Genomic DNA, 21,768 nt, shown 5'->3' with positions numbered 1-21,768 from the left:
CTAGGTCGGCTCGGCGTCGGCGGCCGCCTCGCCCCCGTCGGAGGCCGGCGCGGCCCGGGTGACGGCGAGCCCGCGCTCGGTCATCTCCTCGAGCAGGTCGCGCAGCTCGCTGCGGACGAAGTCGCGGGTCGCGGCGTCACGCATCGCCAGCCGCAGCGCGGCCACCTCCCGGGTGAGGTACTCGGTGTCGGCGAGGTTGCGCTCGTCCCGCGAGCGGTCCTGCTCGAGGGCCACCCGGTCCCGGTCGGCCTGCCGGTTCTGGGCCAGGAGGATCAGGGGCGCCGCGTACGAGGCCTGGAGGCTGAGCATGAGGGTGAGGAAGATGAACGCGTAGGGGTCGAAGCGCAGGTCGGCCGGCGCGAGGGTGTTCCACAGCAGCCACACGACGACGAAGAGCGTCATCCCGATGAGGAAGGCCGCGGTGCCCATGAACCGGGCGAACTTCTCGGAGAAGTCCCCGAAGGCCTCCTCGGTCAGGGGTGCCGGGACGCTCAGCCGCCGCCGGGAGCGCTCCCGCGGCTGGTCGATCCGGGCCCGGCGCTCGCGCTCAGCCACGGCTCACCTCCGTGTGGGCGACGACGTCGTGACGCTCCTCGCGCCAGTCCTCGGGGAGGATGTGGTCGAGGACGTCGTCGACGGTGACCGCGCCGAGCAGCAGGCCGTCCTCGTCGGCGATCGGCATCCCGACGAGGTCGTAGGTGGCGAGCATCCGGGTGACCTGCCCCAGGCTCGCGGTCGGCGGCAGCGGCTCGACGTCGGTGTCGATGATGCCGCCGATGGGGGCGTGCGGGGGCTCCCGCAGCAGCCGCTGGATGTGGACGACGCCGAGGAACTTGCCCGTCGGGGTCTCCAGCGGCGGGCGGCAGACGAACACGGTGCACGCGAGGGCCGTCGAGAGCTCCTGGCGGCGCACGACCGCGAGGGCCTCGGCGATCGAGGCCTCCGGCCCGAGGATCACCGGCTCGGTCGTCATCAGGCCACCGGCGGTGTCCTCGTCGTAGGTGAGCAGGCGGCGCAGGTCGGCGGCCTCGTCCGGCTCCATCCGGGCCAGCAGCACCTCCTGGCGCTCGGGCGGCAGCTCGGAGAGCAGGTCGGCGGCGTCGTCGGGCTCCATCGCCTCGAGGACGTCGGCGGCCCGGCCGACGTCGAGCCCGACGAGGATCTCGACCTGGTCGTCCTCGGGCAGCTCCTCGATGACGTCGGCGAGACGCTCGTCGGTCAGCGCGGCGGCGACCTCGGCCCGGCGCTGGGGGGTCAGGTCGTGGATGACCTCGGCGAGGTCGGCCGGCTTGAGGTCCTCGTAGGTCTCGAGCAGCTTCGCGGCGCCCTGGCCGACGCTCGCGTCCCGCAGGTCGCGCACGTCCTCGACGGGCGCGACGAAGGTCTCGCCGCGTCGCCGACCCAGGCGCCCGAGCCGGCTCGGGCGGGAGGCCTGCAGCCGGACGGCCACCCGGGTGAGGACCCAGCCCCGTGGACCGGACTTCTCGATGCCGACGTCCTGGACGGTGGCAGGGACGACGTCGCCGTCCTCGGTGCGCACCTGGACGCGCCGCTCGAACAGCTCCGCGACGACGAGGGTCTCGTTGGGGCGCTGCTCGAACCGGCGCATGTTCACCAGGCCGGTCGTGATGACCTGCCCGCCCTCGACCGAGGTGACCCGGGTCATCGGGACGAACACCCGCCGGCGTCCGGCGACCTCGACGACCAGGCCGATGGCGCGCGGCCGGCTGCGCGCCGCGCTGAAGGTCACGACCACGTCGCGGACCCGACCGACCTTGTCGCCGAGCGGGTCGAAGACGTCGAGCTCGGACAGTCGGCCGACGAAGGCGCGGGTCGGCGTGCTCACGTCCGACAGGCTAGCCGCCGACCCCGCTCACCCGGCCCGACCTGGGCTCGTGTTGCGCCGGGCGCCGGCGCGCCCACGCCAGTGCCACGGGCGCCAGCGCGCGGTCGCCGGGCCGGCCGGCCGCACCGGGGCCGCGCCCGACCCGTCGTCGTAGGACCCCGGGTACTCGGTGGGCGAGCCGCGCGGGGTGAGCCGGTGGACGGTGTTCGCCGCCCGCCAGCGGGCGGTCACCTCCGTGGCCGAGCCCTGGGCGTTGAGCCGCTCGGGCACGAGGGCCTCGGCCGCCGTCTCCCAGGCGGGGCTCCCCGGTTCGAGGGCCTCGGCGGTGGCCGGGACGGTGAGCAGCCGGCCGCCGGAGTCCTTGCTGCGCAGGACGAGCTCGACCTCGGCGGGCAGCCACGGCAGATGCTGCTCACCGGGCCCGGAGACCACGTAGACCGCGGGGCCGTCGCCGTCCTCGCCGCCACCGGGGCGCCAGGCGTGCCAGACGGGGGTGCTGCGCCCGTCCGGCGTGCGCACCCAGAGCATCCCGGACTTGGCCGCGGCCTCGGCGACGAGGCGGGCGAGGTCGACCGCCGGGGCGGGTGGGGCGGCCTCGTCGGGCATGGTCGCACTCTTGCACACCGGCGTCGCGACGGCCGCCCGACCACCGCGGTATGGGTCACACCGTGACCTGGCTCATGCGACCCGGGCCGTACCCGCTGCTAGCGTCCGACCCGACCGTGCCCGCGCCCGAAGGGACCGCCGATGCGCAGCGCCAAGGACTTCTTCGCCCCCCTCGCCGTCGGGGCACCCGCCCCGCTCCGGGAGGTACCCGCCCGGCCGGCGCGGATGATCCACTTCTTCGACCCGAGCAACCCGAAGATGGCCGCCAAGGTGCCCGGCATGGTCGGCACCGTCGACGTCCTCCTCGGCAACCTCGAGGACGCCGTCAGGGCGGAGAACAAGGAGGCCGCGCGCGCCGGCCTCGTGCAGGTCGCCACGGCCACCGACTTCGGCGAGCACACCCAGCTGTGGACCCGCGTCAACGCCCTCGACAGCCCGTGGTGCCTCGATGACCTCACGACCCTCGTCACCGAGATCGGCGAGCGTCTCGACGTCGTCATGGTCCCCAAGGTGCAGGGCCCCGAGGACATCCACTACGTCGACCGGCTGCTGGCCCAGCTGGAGGCCCGGGCCGGGCTGACCCGTCCGGTGCTCGTCCACGCCATCCTCGAGACGGCGCGAGGCATGGCCAACGTCGAGGAGATCGCCGGCGCCAGCCCGCGGATGCAGGGGATCAGCCTCGGCCCGGCAGACCTGGCCGCGGACCGCCGGATGAAGACGACGCGCGTGGGTGGGGGACACCCGGGCTACCTCGTCCGGGAGGACCCCGTCGACGGGGACATCGGTGGCGAGCGCGCGGTACACCAGCAGGACCTGTGGCACTACACGATCGCCCGGATGGTCGACGCGTGCGCGATGCACGGGATCTTCCCGTACTACGGGCCGTTCGGCGACATCCAGGACGTCGTCGCCTGCGAGGACCAGTTCCGCAACGCCTTCCTTCTCGGCTGCGTCGGGGCGTGGACCCTGCACCCGGCCCAGATCGCCGTCGCGAAGCGGGTCTTCAGCCCCTCGGCCGAGGACGTCGCCCACGCCCGCCGGGTCAAGGCCGCGATGGGCGACGGCACCGGTGCCGTCATGCTCGACGGCCGGATGGAGGACGACGCGAGCCTCAAGCAGTGCCTCGTCGTCCTCGAGCTCGCCGACCGGCTCGCCGCCACCGACCCCGAGCTCGCCGAGCTCTACGCGCAGGAGGAGCAGGGATGACCACCGCCTACCGGCCCCGCCGCTCGGTGCTCTACATGCCCGCGAGCAACGAGCGGGCCCTCGAGAAGGCCAAGACCCTGCCGGTCGACGGCCTCATCTTCGACCTCGAGGACGCGGTCGGGCCGCAGGAGAAGGAGGCCGCCCGAGAGAACGCCCGGGCGGCCGCGGCCTGCGGGGACTACGGCTACCGCGAGGTGACGATCCGGGTCAACGGGACCGGGACGCAGTGGCACGAGGCCGACCTCGAGGCGGCCTGCGCCGCCGGCCCGGACGGCATCGTCGTCCCCAAGGTGGGCTCGGCCGACGAGGTCCGCGGGCTCGTCGCGGCGATGGAGGCCCACGGCGCGCCGGAGCACACCCGGCTGTGGGCGATGGTCGAGACCCCGGACGCCGTCCTCGACGCCCGCGCGGTCGCGACGGCCTCCGGCCGGCTCGCCGTGCTCGTCCTCGGCACCAACGACCTGGTCACGGAGCTCCAGGCCCGCTTCGTCCCCGGCCGGGGCCCGCTGCTCGCGGCTCTCTCCAGCGTCGTCCTCGCCGCCCGGGCCGCCGGGGTCGCGGTGCTCGACGGGGTCTACAACGACGTCCGCGACCTCGAGGGGCTGGCCGCGGAGTGCCGCCAGGGTCGTGACCTCGGCTTCGACGGCAAGACGCTCATCCACCCCGGGCAGATCGGCCCGTGCCACGAGGCCTTCACCCCGTCGGCCGAGGAGGTGGAGGAGGCCCGTGGCCTGCTCGCGGCGTGGGAGGCCGGCGCCGGGCGCGGCGTCGTCACCTACGAGGGGCGCATGGTGGAGAACCTGCACGTCGAGGTGGCCCAGCGGGTCCTCGCGACCGACGAGGCCGTCCGCTCGCGCTCCTGACCCGCAGGTGGCCGCACAACGATGCGGTCACGGCCGGCGTGGCGGTTTGTCCCGGGGTGCCCGGCGGCGTCTCCTAGGAGGCCGTGCTGTGCTGCCACGACGACCGGGGGAGGTGACCGAGGATGCCGATGCGTCGCGTCGCGCCCCTCGCCGTGCTCGCCCTTGCCGGAGCCGTCGCGCTCGGAGGCTGTGGCCGGCTCGAACGCGCCGGCGAGGGCGGGGTCCTCGGCGAGCCCGACGCGTCGGCCGGGCCGTGGAGCTCCAGGCCCGCCACACCGACCGCCGGCACGTCCTCGCCGAGCACGAGCCCGGCCCTGTCGCCGAGCCCGACCCTCATCCCCACGACCACACCCACACCGGCCTCGAGCCCGACGTCCAGCGCGAGCCCGACACCGACGACGACCGCCGGCCCCACCCCGAGCGCCGGCGCGAGCCCCGCGCCGAGCCCCACCCGCACGGCGCCGCTGCGCTACGGCGACGAGGGCCCGCGGGTGCGGACGCTCCAGCGGCGGCTGCGCCGCCTCGGGTACTGGCTCGGCGCGGTCGACGGGCACTTCGGTGGGCTGACCCAGCAGGCCGTCTTCGCGCTGCAGAAGGCCGCGGGCATCGCCCGTGACGGCGTCGTCGGCCCGGACACCCGCCGGGCCCTCGACCGGGGCGTGCGGCCGCAGGCGACGCTGACGGGCGACGGGGTGGAGATCGACCTCGAGCGCCAGCTGCTCCTCGTCGTCCGCGACGGCTCGACGACGCTCGCCTTCAACACCTCGACGGGCAGCGGTGAGCCGTACACCTCCACCTCGGGCCGGCCCGCGATCGCGCACACCCCCACCGGCTCCTACACCGTCTTCCGCGAGGTCGACGGCCAGGACGACAGCGAGCTGGGCCAGCTCTGGCGCCCGAAGTACTTCAACGGCGGGTACGCCGTGCACGGCTCGCCGAGCATCCCGCCCTACCCGGCCTCCCACGGGTGCGCGCGGCTGTCCACGTCGGCCATGGACATGATCTGGACCACGGGACTGATGCCCATCGGCTCCCGGGTCCTCGTGCGCTGACCGGCTCGTTCAGCCGAGGGTGGCCAGCGCGCGCTCGAACGCCGTGCGGGCCGCCTGCCACGGGCCGCGCCGCCCGGCGAGGTCGGCGACGAGGGGACGCAGGTCGGCCGAGAACGCCGTGCTCGCCTCCCGGGGGAGCAGCGAGGGCAGGTTGTCGACGGCGATGACGTCCAGCGTGGGGGTCGCGGCCACCCGGCGGACCGGCTCCTCCCACGTCGTCACCGAGGTGTTGACCGGGACGAGGTTGTGCTCGGAGGTGACGTCGCACGTGACGTCGGCGACGACACGCAGCGCCCGCTCGGCGTCGAGATCCGCCGGCCCGACGAACGGGGGCTGAGGCGTCGTGGAGAGGACGCAGTTGACGAGCAGGTCGTGGGCGCGCAGGGCGTCGCGGTCCAGCTCGCGCGTCTCCTCGCGGTCCCAGGCGGTGCTGCGCACTCCGGCCGCCGCCAGCGCGTCGAGCGCTCCACGTCCGCTGCGGCCCTGGGCGCCGAGGACGAGCGCGGTCAGCCCGGTGGGTTCGGTCTCGGCGACCTGGAGGTCCAGCTCGGCCCGCTCCATCGGACGCAGGGGGCCGAGCCGACCGAGGGCGGCCAGCACGCCGAGGCTGGACCCGACGTAGCCGGCCCAGTAGCCGAACGCGATGACCCGGCGCCCCTCGACGGTGAGGTACTCGAGGTCGAGGAGCTCACCACCGCCGGCGGCGAAGCGAGCGAGCAGGTGGGCGGCGCCCTCCTGCCCCTTGTAGGCGTGCCCGAAGAAGATGTGGGTGTGCCGCAGGGCAGCCGGGGTCTCGGGCAGCTCCTTGACCCCGAGGATGTGCGCCTCGGGCGGCGCCTCGGTCCACGAGCCGGCCGGCGCCACCTCGCAGCCGCCGACGCGGTAGGCCTCGATGCCGAACACCCGCTGGGGCGACTCCTCGACGGTGACCCGGGCTCCCGCCGCGACGAGGGCCGCGGCGTCGCTCGGGGTGAGCGGGGCCCGGCGTTCGCTCGTGCGGGTCTCGTGCCGCATCCACAGGTGCACCATGGCGGTCATTCTCCGGGGTAGCCGACCCCGACCTGACGCCGGACGTCGTCCATCACGGCCATGACCCGGCGGGTCGCCTCCCACGGCACCGACCAGGGCTCGGTCCGCCCCGCCTCCAGGGCTCGGGCGATCTCGGCGACCTGGTAGCGGAAGCCGTGCTCGGGGTGCGGCGGGGCGAAGGTGTCCAGCTCGCTGCCGTCCGGCGCGACGAGCCGGACGGTCGTGGCCGCACCGTAGAAGTAGCCGGGACCGGTGAGCTCGAGGAGGGCCGCGGAGCCGGCGACGAGCGCGTGGCAGGGGGTCCTCGCGGCCATCGTCGAGGTGAGCCGGGCCAGCGCCCCTCCCACCCGGGCGGTGACCCCGACGGTGGCGTCCACGCCCTCGTCCGTGACGACCCCGCGCGCCGCGACGTCCTCGAGCGGGCCGAGGACGTGGTCGGCGAACGCGATCGGGTAGACGCCGAGGTCGAGCAGGGAGCCCCCTGCCAGGGCCGGGTCCGAGAGGCGCCGAGGCCCCTCCGGCCAGAGACGCTGGCCGTGGTCGGCCTGGAGGATGGCGACCTGTCCGAGCGTGCCGGCCGCTACCGTGCGCCGGGCCACGTCGTACTGCGGCAGGTAGCGGCTCCACATCGCCTCCCCGGCGAACAGACCGCCGCTGCGCGCCTCGTCGAGGACCTCGTCGGTCTCGGCGAGGTTGCGGCAGAACGCCTTCTCGACGAGCACGTGCTTGCCCGCCCGCAGCGCGAGCAGGGCGTGCTCGTGATGCTCGCTGTGCGGGCTCGCGACGTACACCACGTCGACACGCTCGTCGGCCACGAGCTCCTCGTAGGAGCCGTACGAGCGGGCGACGCCGTGCCGCCCGGCGAAGGCGCTCGCCCGGTCGGCCGAGCGGGACCCCACGGCGACCACCTCGGAGCGGGTGCCGGCGCGTACCGCGGCGGCGAACGTGTTCGCGATGCCTCCGGGACCGAGGACCCCCCAGCGCAGTCCGGGGGCGTCCATGGGGTCGGGAACGGTCGGCGGCGCGAGGGCGAGGGACGGCGTCGGCATGCGCGTCACCCTAGGGGCTGACGCGACGGCCGTGCTCACCAGCCGCCGGTGGCCTCCGCGACGAGCTCGGCGAACAGCTCGCCCGCGTCGACCCGCAGCCCCTTGCGTGCGAACCACGTGGCCATCGTGCCCGCGTCCCGTTCGAGGAACTCGAAGCCGCGAGGGTTGCCGATGACGTCGACGACCTGGGGCCAGTCGATGAGCACGAGCCGGCCGTCGTGGACGAGCGTGTTGTACGGGCTGAGGTCGCCATGGGTCCAGCCGTGCCGGGCCAGCGTGAGCATCGCCGAGCGGAGCTGGTCGAAGAGCTCCGCGAGCTCGCGGGGGGTCGGGCGGGTCTGGACCAGGCGCGGCGCGGCCACGGGCGTCGCCCCGCCGGTGTCGCCGACGAGCTCCATGAGCATCTCGGTCTCGTCGAGCTGGACGGGGTAGGGGACCGGGAGGCCGAGGGCCCACACGGTGCTCAGGGCGGTGAACTCTGCGACCGCCCACTGACCCGCGATGACCTGCTTGCCGAAGTCGGTGCGCTTGGCCATCGCCCGCGTCTCGCGGCTCCTGCGGACCCGTCGTCCTTCGAGGTAGCCGGCGTCTCGGTGGAAGAGGCGGTGGTCGCCGCTGCGGTAGCGCTTGGCGGCCATCGTCACGCTCCGGCCGGTGCCGGGGACCCAGCGCCGCACGACGTGGACGTCGGCCTCCTTGCCGCTCTTGAGGACGCCGAGGTCGGCGTCGACGGCACCGAGCTCGGTGACCACCCAGTCAGGCCGGGGCTTCGGGCCGTGGGTGGCGCCGTCCCAGGTGGACCAGCGCTCGCCCTCCGGTGGGGCGTCAGGTGAGGTGTCGGTGGAGAAGGCCGACTGCTTCTGCGGCAGGTGGAAGGGCTGATGTGCCAACGGAGTGCTCCTGGACGAGGACGGGGAAGGGGAGGGGGGTGCGGGACCGGCCCTGGACGGTCATCGACATCTCGGCCTCCTTCGTCGCTCACCGGGCGCACAGTGCGCCGCGGACGCAGCTCATCCTCCTCGCTCGCCCTGGGCGCTGTCGCGTGGTTTTCTCCCGGAGCCGCACGCGCGGTCGGCGAGCCCGTGGTGGGAGGGCTCACACCGGTCGCGCGTTCCGGTCTCCGCGGCGCGCGGGCATACTCGCGTCCATGTCCCGACTCCAGACCACCGACGGCCTCACCGAGGAGCAGCACGAGCTGGTCAAGCTGGTCCGCGAGTTCGTCGACGAGCAGATCCTCCCGGTGGCCACCGAGCTCGAGCACCGCGACGAGTACCCCAGCGAGATCGTCGAGGGCATGAAGCAGATGGGGATCTTCGGGCTGATGATCCCCGAGGAGTACGGCGGCCTCGGCGAGTCGCTGCTCACCTACGCCCTGGTCGTCGAGGAGATCGCCCGCGGCTGGATGAGTGTCAGCGGGATCATCAACACCCACTTCATCGTCGCCTACCTCATTCTCCAGCACGGCACGCAGGAGCAGAAGGAGCGCTACCTGCCGCGGATGGCCACCGGCGAGGTCCGCGGCGCGTTCTCGATGTCCGAGCCGGGCCTGGGGTCCGACGTCGCCGCGATCCGGACCAAGGCGGTCCGCGACGCGGAGGCCGGCTGGAGCATCGAGGGCCAGAAGATGTGGCTGACCAACGGCGGTTCGGCCAACCTCGTCGCGGTCCTCGTCAAGACCGACCTCGGTGAGTCCGACAGCCCGTACAAGAACATGACGACCTTCCTCGTCGAGAAGGAGCCCGGCTTCGGCGAGACCGCCCAGGGCGTGACCGTCCCCGGGAAGATCGACAAGATGGGCTACAAGGGCGTCGACACGACCGAGCTCGTCCTCCAGGGTCACCGCACCACCGACGCCCAGGTGCTCGGGGGTGAGCCCGGGAAGGGCTTCTACCAGATGATGGACGGGGTCGAGGTCGGCCGGGTCAACGTCGCGGCCCGGGCCTGCGGGCTGTCGCTGCGGGCGTTCGAGCTCGGCATCGCCTACAGCCAGCAGCGGGAGACCTTCGGCAAGAAGATCGCCGAGCACCAGGGCATCCTCTTCCGGCTCGCCGACATGGCGACCAAGGTCGAGGCGAGCCACCAGATGATGGTCAAGGCCGCCCGGCTCAAGGATGCCGGTCAGCGCAACGACCTCGAGGCCGGGATGGCCAAGTACCTCGCGGCGGAGAACTGTGCCGACGTCGTCGAGCAGTCCTTCCGTATCCACGGCGGCTACGGCTACTCCAAGGAGTACGAGATCGAGCGGCTCTACCGGGAGGCGCCGATGCTCCTCATCGGCGAGGGGACCGCGGAGATCCAGAAGATGATCATCGGCCGCCGCCTGCTCGAGGACTACAAGGCCCGCTGACCCACGGCCCCGGGCAGGTGGGTCGTCCGCTCGTCCCTCCGGCCGCGCAACGGCGCGTTCGCGATCTGCCGGCGCCCGCCTGCTCGGCCTGGGAGGATGGCGGTGTGGGGTCGTTCCGGGCACGGGTGCTGCTGCTGTTCGCGGGGGCGCTGGTCTGGCTCGTCCTCGTCTTCGTGTCGTTCGCGTGCGGCTGGCTGCCGGGGTGGATCCTGCCCGTCGCCTTCGTCCCGCTGACGACGGTCGCGTCCGTCGCCGGCGCGCAGGTCCGGTCCCGCCGCGAGGCGACGCGGACCGGCGCCGCCGCCGACCTGCCGCCGATGCGCGCGCCGTCGGGCTGGGTGGGCGTCCCGTTGGTCCTCGTCACCGCGGTCAGCGTCGTCGTCGCGGCAGGGGCGTTGCCGGGCCGCGGTGGCGGCCGCCCGCTGGGCATCCTGGTCGCCGGCGTCCTCTGGGTGGTCCTGGCGCAGCTGCACCACGCGACGGGTGGGCGGCCGTGGTGGAACCTGCCGCCGGGGCTCTACGCGGCCGGGGCGCTCGTCTCGCTCGCGCTCGGGGCGCTGCTCTCCTTCGTCGGGGGCCAGGAGGGGATCGTCGCGATGGGCGCCGTCCTCGGGTCGATGCTCACCTGGCTCCTGGTCTGGCTCTGGCGGCGCCGTCGCTGGCGACGGGCACAGGGTCCGTCCAGCGGGCGCCCAGCCGGCGGTGCGACAATCGAGGCATGAGCACTCAGCCGATGCGTCCGGGTCTGCGCGCCGCCCTGTCGCTGGAGTACCCCATGAGCCTCGGGGTCCACGACAGCTACGAGGAGGCGCAGAAGGCCGTCGACTACCTCTCCGACCACGAGTTCCCCGTCCAGGACGTCCTCATCGTCGGGACCGACCTCAAGCAGCTGGAACGGGTCACCGGCCGGCTGACCCAGGGACGGGTCATCGGTGCCGGCGCGCTCTCGGGCATGTGGCTCGGTCTCTTCGTGGGTTTCATGTTCGCGCTGTTCGACCCCAACGGGCTGAACCTGCTGAGCATCCTCGGGACGGTGGTGTTCGGCGCGGTCTTCGGTGCGATCTGGGCCTACTTCGGCTACCGGCTCACCCAGGGCCAGCGCGACTTCACGTCGGTCAGCCAGGTCGTCGCCGCGAAGTACGAGGTCCTCTGCGAGCACAAGCACGTCACGCGCGGGCGCGAGCTGCTCGCCCAGATGGACCCGATGAAGGCCGCCGCGGAGCAGGTCCGCCGTGCCCAGGAGGCCGAGCAGGCCCGGCTCGCCGCCGAGGCGTCCCAGGCACCCCAGGCCCCGCCGCAGCCGCCCCCGGCCTGAGAGCGCGTACCGTCGGCCCCATGACCGCCGAGCGCCCCACGCTGCCGCCTCTCGAGGGGCCCTTCCGCTCGGTCCTGTGCGTCGTCGCACACCCCGACGACATCGAGTACGGCACCGCCGCCGCGGTGCACCGCTGGGTGGCCGGTGGGGCCACCGTCAGCTACCTCCTGCTGACCCGCGGCGAGGCCGGTATCGACACGATGGAGCCGGCACGGGCGGCCGGCGTCCGGGAGGCCGAGGAGCTCGAGAGCGCGCGCCGGGTCGGGGTCGAGTCGGTCGAGTTCGCCGGCTGGCCCGACGGTGCCCTCGAGTACGGGGTCCCGCTGCGCCGGGAGATCGCCGCGGCCATCCGCCGCCACCGCCCCCAGCTGGTCGTCGGCCAGACGTGGGAGCTGTTCTTCGGCCCCGGCGCGGCCAACCAGGCCGACCACCGCGCCGTGGGCCTGGCGACGCTCGACGCCGTCGCCGACGCGGGCAACCGCTGGCTCCACCGCGACCTGCTCGACGCCGGCCTCGAGCCGTGGGGTGGCGTCGAGGTCCTCGCGGTCGCCGGCTCGCCCCACCCCACCCACGCCGTCGACGTGACCGGTGACCCCTTCGAGGCGGCCGTCCACTCGCTCGAGGCGCACGCCGCGTACAACGCCGCGCTCCCGCCGGACTTCCCCGCCCCGCGCGAGCTGCTGACGACGATCCTCGGCGGCGGTGGCGAGCAGGCCGGCGTCGAGCGGGCCTGGACCGCGCAGGTCGTCCTCGACCGCCGCTGACCGCGCCGGCGACCGGTCGTCGCTCGCTCAGGCGGTCCAGCGGGCGAGCTGGCGCGACTGCACCATGAGCCGGCCGTGCGCGTCGTGGACGACGGCGTCCTCGTCGAGGAAGCCGTCCCCGATGTGCCGGCTCTCGACGGCGACCGCGAGCGGACCGGTGCCGGTGCGGGCCCGCACGTGCGCGGTGAGCTCGACCGTCGGCACCCAGCCCTGGGCGCCGAGGGCGTTCCAGGCCGCCGGCGGCGTGACGTCGCAGGCCACGAGGGCCCCGAGCTGGTCCGCCGGGAGGGTCTCGGCCACCGCCCGGATCTCGCCGGTGCCGTCCGGCACACCCCCGGCGAAACCGAGGGTGTCCACCTGCAGGCGCTCGCCGGCGCGGGCGGAGACCTCGGGGGTGCGGAACGCCCCACCCCCGGTGACCCGCTCCATCTCCGGCGTCCCGGCGCGTGGGGTCAGGCCGGCGGCATCCGGCGACCACGGGTCGCTGCGACGCCAGGCCGGGCCCTCGAAGGCGGTGCGGTCGCCGACCGAGGCCATGACCGACAGGACGACGTCCTCGCCCTGCACGGCCGTCGCGGTGACGGTGGTGAACCGCCGGCTGCCGCCGACGCGCGTGACGTGGAAGCGGACCGGCTCGTGGCGGGCCTTGCGCAGGTAGTGCGTCGTGATCGTGAACAGGTCCGGGGCGCCGGTGGCGGTGAGGACGGCGTTGCCGGCGAGCGCGAGCAGGTAGCCCCCGTGGGGGACGCCGAAGACGTCCCAGCCCTCGTGCACCTGCCCGACGAGCGCGCCGCCGTCGGCGTGCAGCGCGACGGCGTCGTGCAGGGCCTCCACGCTCAGGCGCCCTGGACCCGGGCCAGCCACGCCTCGACATCGCCGGCCGAGCGCGGCAGGGCGTCGGAGAGGTTCTCGCAGCCGTCCTCGGTGACGAGGACGTCGTCCTCGATGCGCACCCCGATGCCGCGGAAGCGGGCCGGGGCCTTGAGGTCGTCGGCCTTGAAGTACAGCCCCGGCTCGACGGTGAGCACCATCCCCGGGCGCAGCTCGGCGTCCAGGTACTCCTCGCGGGTCGCGAGGGCGCAGTCGTGGACGTCGAGGCCCAGGTGGTGGCTCGTGCCGTGGACCATCCACCGCCGGTGGTACTGGCCGCGCTCCTTGTCGAGGGTGTCCTCGACGGAGACTCCCTCGGGGAGCAGGCCCCACGCGTGCAGGTGCTCGGCGACCACCCGGATGGCGGCGGCGTGCACGTCGGAGAACCGGTTGCCGGGGCGGACCGCGGCGATGCCGGCCTCCTGGGCCGCGTACACCGCGTCGTAGACCTCGCGCTGGGCGTCGGTGAACGTGCCGTCGACCGGCAGCGTGCGGGTGACGTCGGCGGTGTAGAGGGAGTCGACCTCGACGCCGGCGTCGATGAGGACGAGCTCGCCCGGCCGCACCGCGCCGGTGTTCTTCACCCAGTGCAGCGTGTTGGCGTGGTCGCCCGCCGCGCAGATGGAGTCGTAGCCGACGCCGTTGCCACGGTGCCGGGCGGTGCGCCCGAAGGTGCCTTCGAGCCAGCGCTCGCCCCGGCCTCGCTCGACCGCCTCGGGCAGGGCCGCGGCCATCGCCTCGAACCCCTCCGCGGTGGCCTCGACGGCGGCGCGCATCTGGTCGACCTCGTACTCGTCCTTGCACATCCGGGCGTGCGAGACGGCGTGCGCCAGGGCGTCGTCGTTCTCGAGCAGGGACTCGGCCGTGGCGCCGTTCTCGACCCGCGCGGCGTCGAGTCGCTCGGTGAGCTCGCGGTCGGCGTCCCTGACCAGCCGCACGGTGACCTGGCCGGCGTCCTTGGCCACGGCGTCGACGAGCCCGTCGACATGCCGGGCCGTGAGCCCCAGCTCGAGCTCGAGGTCCTCGAGGGTGGGGCGCGCCCCGACCCAGAACTCGCCGTAGCGGGCGTCGGCGAAGAACTCGTCGCTGTCCCGGTCGGCGAGCGGCCGGGCGTACAGGACCGCCTCGTGGCCACCGTCCTCGAGGGGTTCCAGGACGAGGACGGCGTCCGGCTCGCGGTCGGCGCCGAGGCCCGTCAGGTAGGCGAAGGCGGTGTGCGGCCGGAAGACGTAGTCGGTGTCGTTGCTGCGGACCTTCAGGCCGCCGGCCGGGACGACGAGTCGCTGCCTGGGGTAGGCGGCGCTGAGGACCGCCCGGCGCGCGGCCGCGGGGCCGGCCGCCGGCGCGGGCCCGCTGACGGTGGTGCCCCGCGGGGCCCAGTCCTCCCGGATGAAGGCCCGCAGCTGGTCGGTCGTGGCCCGGGCGCGGTTGTCGGCCTGCTTCTGCTCCTCGCTCACCCGACCATGCTGCCACGACGCGCTTGCGAGGCCTCCACGGCTGTTGCGAGACTCCCCGGATGGGCGGTCACGGCGCTGCGCGGAGCCCCGGTCCGGTGGCGGGTGCCGCGGCATCCCTCCCGGAGCGGCTGCGGGCACACTTCGGGCACCGCGAGCACCTCTACGGGGTCCTCCTCGCGGAGATGGCCGAGGACTGGGAGCGCGGTGGCGTCACCCGCGAGCTGCTTGCCGGCTGGGAGGGCGCCGAGGCCCGCCAGGTGCCCCAGCTGCGCCTGCTCGCCGGGCTCTTCCGGATCGTCCTGCGCGGGGAGGCCCCGCAGCTGCTGCCCTTCTACCCGGTCCTCGGTGGGCGGGCGGACCCGGCGGGGGCCTGGAAGGTCGTCCGGCCGGTCCTTCGCGCGCATGCGGCCGAGCTGCGGGCCTCGCTCGAGCACCCACCGCAGACGAACGAGCCGGGCCGGGCGGTGGCCCTCCTCGTCGGCCTCGCGGAAGCGGTGCGCCGCACCGGGATGCACCGGGTGCGCCTGCTCGAGCCGGGCGCCTCCGGTGGGCTCGGCCTGCTCGTGGACCACTACCGCTTCGAGGGCGAGGGCTGGTCGGCCGGGCCGCCCGACGCCGGCCTGGTCGTCACCGGGTGCGGGGCCCCGGGCTTCTCACCCGAGCCGTTCGAGGTGGTCTCCCGGCGTGGGTGCGACATCGCGCCGGTCGACACCTCCGGTGCGGACGGCGCCACCCTGTTCACGTCGTTCGTGTGGCCGTGGATGCTCGAGCGGCATGCCCGCCTGGAGGCCGCGCTCGCCGAGGCCCGCCGCCACCCGGTGGCCGTGGACCGGGCGTCGGCGGCCGCCTGGGTGCGCGACCAGCTCGCGAGGCCCGCTCCCGCGGGTGTCCTCACCGTCGTGTGGCACTCCGTGACCCGGATGTACTGGCCGGTGGAGGAGACGCTGGCGATGGAGGCGGCCGTCGAGGAGGCCCGGGGCCGGATGCCCCTCGCACACGTCTCGCTCGAGCACGGGTGGCCCGAGGGTGGCGTCGTCACCGCTCGGGACGACGACCTCGTCCCGAGGGTCGAGCTCGACGGTGCGGTGCTCGGCACCGCAGGACACCACGGACCGCCCCTCACCCTCGGGGGGTCCTGAGCGGCGCGGCGGGTCAGTCCTCGACCCAGTCGAGGGTGCGCTGCACCGCCTTGCGCCAGCCGGCGTACCCGTCGCGACGCTGCTCCTCGCTCCACGTCGGCTCCCAGCGCTCGTCCTCGGCCCAGTTCGCCCGCAGCTGCTCGGTGCTCTCCCAGAACCCCACGGCCAGCCCGGCGGCGTACGCAGCACCGAGCGCGGTCGTCTCGGCGACGACCGGCCGGGAGACCGGCACGCCGAGGATGTCGGCCTGCAGCTGCATGCACAGCCGGTTGGCGGTGACCCCGCCGTCGACCTTGAGCGTCGTCAGCTCCACGCCCGAGTCGGCGACCATCGCCTCGGCGACGTCGCGTGACTGGTAGCAGATCGCCTCGAGCGTGGCCCGGGCCAGATGGGCGTTGGTGTTGAAGCGGGAGAGCCCGACGATCGCGCCGCGGGCGTCGCTGCGCCAGTACGGGGCGAACAGCCCGCTGAAGGCGGGCACGAAGTACACCCCGCCGGTGTCCTCCACCTGGGCCGCGAGCCGTTCGACCTCGCTCGCCCCGCTGATGATGCCGAGCTGGTCGCGCAGCCACTGCACCGCGCTTCCGGTGACCGCGATCGAGCCTTCGAGGGCGTAGACGGGCGCGCTGTCGCCGAGCTGGTAGGCGACCGTCGTCAGGAGGCCGTGCTCGCTGCGGACGAGCTCCTCGCCGGTGTTGAGCAGGAGGAAGTTGCCCGTGCCGTAGGTGTTCTTGGCCTCACCGACCTCGAAGCACACCTGCCCGACGGTCGCCGCCTGCTGGTCGCCGAGGACGCCGGTGACCGGGACCGGGGCCGTGCCGCGCCGGCCGGCGGTGGAGCCGTAGGCCTGCGCGTGGCTGCTCGGGCGGATCTGCGGGAGCATCGCCCGGGGGATGCCGAAGAACCCGAGCAGCTCCTCGTCCCAGTCGAGGGTCGTGAGGTCCATGAGCATGGTGCGGCTCGCGTTCGTCACGTCCGTGACGTGCAGCCCCCCGTCGGTGCCTCCGGTGAGGTTCCACACCACCCACGTGTCCGGGGTGCCGAAGATCGCGTCGCCCCGCTCGGCGGCGGCCCGCAGCCCGTCGACGTTCTCCAGCATCCACTGCACCTTGGCGCCCGAGAAGTACGTGGCGGGCGGCAGGCCGGCCTTCTCGCGCACGACGTCGCCGCGTCCGTCCGCGTCGAGCGCGCGGGCGATGGCCGCGGTGCGGGTGTCCTGCCAGACGATGGCGTTGTAGAAGGGGCGGCCGGTGCGGCGGTCCCACACCATGGCGGTCTCGCGCTGGTTGGTCACGCCGATGGCGGCCAGGTCGGAGGTGGACAGGCCCGCCCCGGCCAGCGCCGACGCGACCACCGTCTGGGTGCGGTCCCAGATCTCCAGCGGGTTGTGCTCGACCCACCCGGCCCGGGGCAGGAGCTGCTCGTGCTCGAGCTGGTGGCGGGCCACCTCCCGCCCGTCGTGGTCGAAGACCATGAAGCGGGTGCTCGTCGTGCCCTGGTCGACCGCGCCGATGAAGTCAGCCATGTCGTCACCCTAGGCCCACCCGGACACGGCGCCGACGCCCGTGGGACCGGTGAAACCGCGGCGAAGCCGGCGTGAAACCGGGCTCGCCGACCCTGGGGGCATGACCACGAACACGACATCACAGCGCGGGGCCGCCGTCCATGCACGCGGCCTCGTGAAGACCTTCGGGCGCGTCCGCGCGGTCGACGGCATCGACCTCGACGTCCATCGGGGCGAGGTCTTCGGCGTCCTCGGTCCCAACGGCGCCGGGAAGACCACGACCCTGCAGATGCTCGCCACCCTCCTGCCGATGGACGGCGGGAACGCCGAGGTTCTCGGCGTCGACGTGCGCGAGCACCCCCACGTCGTCCGGCAGCTGCTCGGGGTCACCGGGCAGTACGCCTCCGTCGACGAGAACCTCACCGCGCGGGAGAACCTGCGCCTCTTCGGCCGCCTTCTCGGGCTGTCCTCGACCCAGGCCCGCAGCACGGCCGAGGACCTGCTCGGCCGGTTCGGCCTCGAGGACGCCGCCGACCGTGCGATCGCCAAGTTCTCCGGTGGCATGCGCCGCCGGCTCGACCTCGCGGCGAGTCTCATCAGCCGGCCCCCGCTGATCTTCCTCGACGAACCGACGACAGGCCTCGACCCACGCACCCGCGGCCAGATGTGGGACACGATCCGCGAGCTCGTCCGCGACGGCTGCACGGTCCTGCTGACGACCCAGTACCTCGACGAGGCCGACCAGCTCGCCGACCGGGTCGCCGTCATCGACCAGGGCCGCAAGGTGGCCGAGGGGACCCCGGACGAGCTGAAGTCCCAGGTGGGCAGCTCCTCGCTCCAGCTGCGGCTGGTCGACCCGGCGCACACCGCGGACGCGGTGGAGGTCGTGCGCGGCCTCGTCGCCGAGCAGCCCACCCTCACCCCCGAGGCGGGCGGCATCACCGTCCCCCTCGCCGACGCCAACCGCGCTGCCGACGTCCTCATCGGGCTGCGTCAGCGCGACCTGCCGATCAGCTCGGCGGCCGTGCACAAGCCGACCCTGGACGAGGTCTTCCTCGCCCTGACCGGTCACGGCACCGAGGACACCCGGCCCGAGCCCGAGATGGAGCCCACCCGATGACCACGACGACCACCCTGACCCCCGGCGAGCCGACCGTCACCGCGCGCACGCTCGCCGGCGCGCGGGACCTGCCGACGCGCCCGTCCGTGCGAGAGACCGTCTCGCAGAGCCTCGCCCTGGCCTGGCGGGCCCTGCTGAAGATGCGCCGCAACCCCGAGCAGCTCGTCGACGTGACGTTCCAGCCGCTGCTGTTCACGGCGATGTTCGCCTACATCTTCGGCGGCGCGATCTCCGGCAGCGTCTCCGACTACCTCCCCCTGCTCATCCCCGGGATCCTCGCCCAGACCGCGCTGACGGCCTGCATGGCCACCGGCATCCAGCTGCGCGAGGATATGGACAAGGGCGTCTTCGACCGCTTCAAGTCCCTGCCGATCGCACGCATCGCGCCGCTCGTCGGCCCCGCCGTCGCCGACCTGGTGCGCTACGGCACCGCGGCGACCCTGACCATCCTCGCGGGCCTCGCCATGGGCTACCGGCCCGCCGGCGGGCTCCTCGGGGTGGTCGCCGGCTGGCTGCTCACGCTCGTCGCGGGTTGGTCACTGGCGTGGATCTTCACCTGGCTCGGGACCGTCGCGCGCAGCGCCCAGGCCGTGCAGGGCATCTCGATGATGGTCATGTTCCCGCTGACCTTCCTCTCCAACGCCTTCGTCCCGGCCGACACGCTGCCGGGGTGGCTGCAGGCATTCGTCCGGTTCAACCCGGTGAGCCACGTCGTCACCGCCGTGCGCGACCTGCTCAACAGCGGGGCGGTCACCGGTGACGTCGGCTGGGCCCTCCTCGGGTGCGCGCTCGTCGTCGCGGTCTTCGGGACCCTCTCCGTGCGCACCTACTCGCGCAAGATGTGAGCGGGTCCCGCCACCGCCTCGACCGCAGCCCGCGCCGCGGGCAGCAGGGCCGGGGCGGTGGCGGTGGCGTACTCGGCGCGGACCCGGTCGGCCAGCCCCGGCGCCCGTTCCTCGGCGACACCGTCGGTGTGCGCCGGGCTCATCGTCGGGACGAACCGCGGGTAGGCGAAGCGTTCGGCGAGCACGAGCAGCCGGACGGCGTCCTCGACCGGGGCCGCGGAGCGCAGCAGCGCCCATGCCCCGAGGGCGTGGAGGACGAGGCCGGCGACCGGGTAGTCCAGGTGGGCGCGGCCGGCGTCGAGGACCGCGGGGGCCTTGGCGAGCAGGCCCGCGTAGAGGTCGGCCCCGTCGTCGCCGTCGCCGTGGACCGCGTACGCCGTCGTGGCCGTGCTCTCGCCGTAGAGGCACCAGGGCTCGAGACCGTTCGGGCCACCCAGCCCGGGGACGGCGAGGGTGGCCAGGGCGACCACCGCCTCCCGGTACCGCTCGAGACCGCTCGTCACCTGCCCGCGGGCCAGGGCCAGCTCGGCCCGGGCCGAGAGGGCGACGAAGGCGCCGCCGAAGCCGGGGGCGCCGGTGCTCGTCCGGTCGACCTGCGCGAGCCAGCCCTCGGCCTCCTCCAGGCGACCCAGGGACATGGCGTGCACCGCGAGCATCGCCCGGGACTGCACGGCGTCGTCGACCGCATCCAGCGCGTCGAGCACGGGAAGGGCGGCGAGGGCGTGCTGCACGGCCTCCTCGTGGTGGCCGAGCTGGGCGTGCAGGGTGCCGAGGAGGGAGTGCAGCAGGGCGGCGACCCACGGCCCGTCGTCGTCGCTGGTCAGCGCGAGCCCGTGCTCCGCCTCGGCGATCGCCCCCAGCGGGTCGCCGACGTTCTCGCGGTGGTGGCCGGCCCACATCCGCGCGAGGACGGCCGCCAGGTGGTGCACCCGGCCGGCGGCCTCGTCGAGCCGCTCGACGGAGCGGTCGGCGTCGGTCGGGTCGTGGCAGGCCAGGACCTCGACGATGCCCCGCAGCCGGGGGTCGGTGACCCGCTCGGCGCACTCCTGGAGCAGGGCGAGGCAGGCGTTCGCCGGTGCGGCGTCCCCGATGTTGGTGTTCATGACGACCATCGCCGCCGCCCACAGGGCGGTGTCCACCTGCTCCGGCTGCGGCCGCCACCCCGCGAGCGCGGCGTCGACGGCCCCCGCCAGGGCGACGAGCCGGACGTTCTCGCCGCGGATGGTCCAGTACGCGGCGAGGGTCGACAGCAGCCGGGCGACGGCCCAGGGGTCGCCCGCCGAGAGCGCCGTACGCAGGCAGTCGGCCAGGTTGACCTCCTCGACCGTGAGCGCCCGCACGGCCGCCACCTGCTCGCGCGTCCACAGCCGCTCCCCGAGGCGGGCCGTGAGGTCGGCGGCCCAGGCCAGGCGGGCCTCCTCGGCCTCGGCCTCCTCGGCGGCGTCGCGCAGCCGCAGCCGCCCGAACTCACGCACCGTCTCGAGCATCCGGTAGCGCACGCTGCTGCCCTCGTCGGAGACGGTGAGCAGGGACTGGTCGACGAGCGACTGCAGCTCCTCGAGGGCGTCGTGCCCGACGACGGCGTCCGCCGCCGCGAGCGAGAACCCGTCGTGGAACACCGACAGCCGGCGCAGGGCCCGCTGCTCGCCGGGGGCGAGCAGGTTCCACGACCAGTCGATGACCGCCAGCAGGGTCGCGTGCCGGTCGGGGGCGCTGCGGTCCCCGCGCCGCAGCAGGGCGAACCGGTCGTCGAGCCGGCGGGCGACGTCCTCGACGGACATCACCCGGACCCGGGCGGCGGCCAGCTCGACGGCGAGGGGCAGCCCGTCGAGGCGCCGGACCACGCCGAGCACGGCCTCGTCCTCGAGGGTGAGGCCCGGGCGGGCCGCCCGGGCCCGTTGGCGGAAGAGCTCGGCGGCGGCGCCGTCGTCGAGCTGGGCGAGCGGGAAGACCCGCTCGGCGGTGATGGCGAGCGGGGCGCGCGTCGTCGTGACCACCCGCAGCCGGGGGCAGGTCGCCACGAGGTAGGCCACGAGGTCGGCCACGGCGGCCACGACGTGCTCGCAGTTGTCGAGGACCAGCAGGGTGGGGGCGGTGTCGAGGGCCTGGGCAGCCCGCGCCCGCAGGTCGACGCGCTGCTGCGGGGTGAGCACCCTGCGGCCGGTGACCGAGTCGCGGACGCCGAGCGCCGAGCCGACCTCGCCGACGACGTCCTCGGGTGAGGTGACCCCGACGAGCTCGACGACGTGGACCACCGGCTGCTCGGCCTCGCGGGCCAGGAGGTTGGCCAGCCGGGTCTTGCCGAGGCCGCCCGGCCCGAGCACGGAGACCACCCGTGACTCCCGCACGGCGGCGCGCAGGGCGCGGATGTCCTCCTCCCGGCCGACGAGGGAGGTGGGGTCGTGGCGCACCCCGGAGCGCACCGGGGTGTCCGCGGCGAGCAGCTCGGCGTGGACGGCGCGCAGGGCCGGCCCGGGGTCGACGCCGAGGCGCTCGGCGAGGTCGTGGCGCACCTCGTCGTAGCGCTGCAGGGCGGCGGGGGCCCCGCGCACCGCGGCGAGCGAGCGCAGCAGGGCGACCGTGGTCGGCTCGTCCACGGGGGAGGCCTCGAGCAGCGGGAGGGCCTCGTCGTGCTCGCCGAGCTCGGACAGCGCGCGCCCGAGGACGGTCGCGGTGTCCCGGCGGGCGGCGGCGGTGTCGGCGCGCAGCTCGGCGAGCGCGCCGTGGGCCCCCGGCGCCGGGGTGGGCCGCCCGAG

General features: G+C 74.5%; 20 protein-coding genes. 10 read left to right on the top strand and 10 right to left on the bottom strand.

The features are described 5' to 3' along the window. The 3 genes from G8D98_RS04630 to G8D98_RS04620 are packed head-to-tail and all read right to left on the bottom strand — an operon-like array spanning position 1 to position 2,452. Positions 1–555 (bottom strand): DUF1003 domain-containing protein, encoded by a 555-nt coding sequence (locus G8D98_RS04630; RefSeq protein WP_166099734.1) that lies wholly within the window; start codon positions 553–555, stop codon positions 1–3. After that, complete coding sequence (locus G8D98_RS04625; RefSeq protein ID WP_166099731.1) at positions 548–1,846, bottom strand: magnesium transporter MgtE N-terminal domain-containing protein; 1,299 nt, start codon at positions 1,844–1,846, stop codon at positions 548–550. The genes G8D98_RS04630 and G8D98_RS04625 overlap by 8 nt, the downstream gene beginning before the upstream one ends. Positions 1,847–1,873: 27 nt before the next feature. Then, entirely contained in the window at positions 1,874–2,452 is a 579-nt protein-coding gene (locus G8D98_RS04620; protein WP_166099729.1) for a hypothetical protein, read from the bottom strand. 141 nt (positions 2,453–2,593) lie between these two features. Between G8D98_RS04620 and G8D98_RS04615 the strand changes: the two genes are divergently transcribed. The 3 genes from G8D98_RS04615 (at position 2,594) to G8D98_RS04605 (ending at position 5,573) form a co-directional block, all read left to right on the top strand. Then, positions 2,594–3,658: an HpcH/HpaI aldolase/citrate lyase family protein gene (locus G8D98_RS04615; RefSeq protein WP_166099727.1), complete on the top strand. Its 1,065-nt coding sequence runs from the start codon at positions 2,594–2,596 to the stop codon at positions 3,656–3,658. After that, the gene (locus tag G8D98_RS04610; protein ID WP_166099725.1) at positions 3,655–4,521 is read left to right on the top strand and encodes an HpcH/HpaI aldolase/citrate lyase family protein; all 867 of its coding nucleotides are present in this window, start codon (positions 3,655–3,657) and stop codon (positions 4,519–4,521) included. Before G8D98_RS04615 ends, G8D98_RS04610 begins: the two co-directional genes overlap by 4 nt. A 122-nt stretch (positions 4,522–4,643) precedes the next feature. Further along, positions 4,644–5,573, top strand: coding sequence for a L,D-transpeptidase family protein (locus G8D98_RS04605; RefSeq protein ID WP_229661799.1), 930 nt, complete (start codon positions 4,644–4,646; stop codon positions 5,571–5,573). Between the two features lie 9 nt (positions 5,574–5,582). Here G8D98_RS04605 and G8D98_RS04600 read toward each other — a convergent pair whose 3' ends face one another. Genes G8D98_RS04600 through G8D98_RS04590 form a run of 3 tightly spaced genes read right to left on the bottom strand, consistent with a single transcriptional unit; the run spans position 5,583 to position 8,541 of the window. Continuing rightward, positions 5,583–6,602: a saccharopine dehydrogenase gene (locus G8D98_RS04600; RefSeq protein ID WP_229661798.1), complete on the bottom strand. Its 1,020-nt coding sequence runs from the start codon at positions 6,600–6,602 to the stop codon at positions 5,583–5,585. 5 nt (positions 6,603–6,607) lie between these two features. Then, the gene (locus G8D98_RS04595) at positions 6,608–7,651 is read right to left on the bottom strand and encodes a Gfo/Idh/MocA family protein (protein ID WP_166099721.1); all 1,044 of its coding nucleotides are present in this window, start codon (positions 7,649–7,651) and stop codon (positions 6,608–6,610) included. A gap of 35 nt (positions 7,652–7,686) precedes the next feature. Continuing rightward, a complete protein-coding gene (locus G8D98_RS04590) occupies positions 7,687–8,541 on the bottom strand; it encodes a serine protein kinase RIO (protein ID WP_166099719.1) in 855 nt (284 codons plus the stop codon). Between the two features lie 257 nt (positions 8,542–8,798). On the opposite strand from G8D98_RS04590, the gene G8D98_RS04585 reads away from it, so the two are divergent. The 4 genes from G8D98_RS04585 (at position 8,799) to G8D98_RS04570 (ending at position 12,077) form a co-directional block, all read left to right on the top strand. Further along, complete coding sequence (locus tag G8D98_RS04585) at positions 8,799–9,998, top strand: acyl-CoA dehydrogenase family protein (protein ID WP_166099716.1); 1,200 nt, start codon at positions 8,799–8,801, stop codon at positions 9,996–9,998. A 104-nt stretch (positions 9,999–10,102) separates the two neighbouring features. Beyond that, positions 10,103–10,720: a hypothetical protein gene (locus G8D98_RS04580; RefSeq protein WP_166099714.1), complete on the top strand. Its 618-nt coding sequence runs from the start codon at positions 10,103–10,105 to the stop codon at positions 10,718–10,720. Further along, positions 10,717–11,313, top strand: coding sequence for a YflT domain-containing protein (locus G8D98_RS04575; protein WP_166099711.1), 597 nt, complete (start codon positions 10,717–10,719; stop codon positions 11,311–11,313). Before G8D98_RS04580 ends, G8D98_RS04575 begins: the two co-directional genes overlap by 4 nt. Positions 11,314–11,333: 20 nt before the next feature. Next, complete coding sequence (locus tag G8D98_RS04570) at positions 11,334–12,077, top strand: PIG-L deacetylase family protein (protein ID WP_166099709.1); 744 nt, start codon at positions 11,334–11,336, stop codon at positions 12,075–12,077. A gap of 27 nt (positions 12,078–12,104) precedes the next feature. Here G8D98_RS04570 and G8D98_RS04565 read toward each other — a convergent pair whose 3' ends face one another. Together G8D98_RS04565 and G8D98_RS04560 are read right to left on the bottom strand one after the other, a co-directional pair. Then, positions 12,105–12,911 carry a thioesterase family protein gene (locus G8D98_RS04565; RefSeq protein WP_166099706.1) on the bottom strand — a complete coding sequence of 269 codons (807 nt, stop codon included), beginning with the start codon at positions 12,909–12,911 and terminating at the stop codon, positions 12,105–12,107. Positions 12,912–12,913: 2 nt separating this feature from the next. Continuing rightward, a complete protein-coding gene (locus tag G8D98_RS04560) occupies positions 12,914–14,404 on the bottom strand; it encodes an aminopeptidase P family protein (protein ID WP_187566530.1) in 1,491 nt (496 codons plus the stop codon). A 95-nt stretch (positions 14,405–14,499) separates the two neighbouring features. On the opposite strand from G8D98_RS04560, the gene G8D98_RS04555 reads away from it, so the two are divergent. Further along, on the top strand, positions 14,500–15,543 hold the full coding sequence (locus G8D98_RS04555; protein WP_229661797.1) for a DUF2332 domain-containing protein: 1,044 nt from the start codon (positions 14,500–14,502) through the stop codon (positions 15,541–15,543). Positions 15,544–15,556: 13 nt separating this feature from the next. Here G8D98_RS04555 and glpK read toward each other — a convergent pair whose 3' ends face one another. Further along, positions 15,557–17,068 (bottom strand): glycerol kinase GlpK, encoded by a 1,512-nt coding sequence (gene glpK, locus G8D98_RS04550; protein ID WP_166099700.1) that lies wholly within the window; start codon positions 17,066–17,068, stop codon positions 15,557–15,559. A gap of 100 nt (positions 17,069–17,168) precedes the next feature. On the opposite strand from glpK, the gene G8D98_RS04545 reads away from it, so the two are divergent. Then, positions 17,169–18,167 carry an ATP-binding cassette domain-containing protein gene (locus G8D98_RS04545; RefSeq protein WP_166099698.1) on the top strand — a complete coding sequence of 333 codons (999 nt, stop codon included), beginning with the start codon at positions 17,169–17,171 and terminating at the stop codon, positions 18,165–18,167. Then, positions 18,164–19,012, top strand: coding sequence for an ABC transporter permease (locus tag G8D98_RS04540; protein ID WP_166099696.1), 849 nt, complete (start codon positions 18,164–18,166; stop codon positions 19,010–19,012). The genes G8D98_RS04545 and G8D98_RS04540 overlap by 4 nt, the downstream gene beginning before the upstream one ends. On the opposite strand, the gene G8D98_RS04535 is transcribed toward G8D98_RS04540, so the two are convergent. Continuing rightward, on the bottom strand, positions 18,994–21,768 hold a 2,775-nt coding region (locus G8D98_RS04535), incomplete at its 5' end, for an ATP-binding protein (RefSeq protein ID WP_166099694.1). The two genes, G8D98_RS04540 and G8D98_RS04535, sit on opposite strands and share 19 nt — an antisense overlap.

This window comes from Phycicoccus endophyticus (assembly GCF_011326735.1).
Taxonomy (GTDB): Bacteria; Actinomycetota; Actinomycetes; order Actinomycetales; family Dermatophilaceae; genus Phycicoccus; species Phycicoccus endophyticus.
This window is presented reverse-complemented; position numbering and strand designations above follow the sequence as displayed.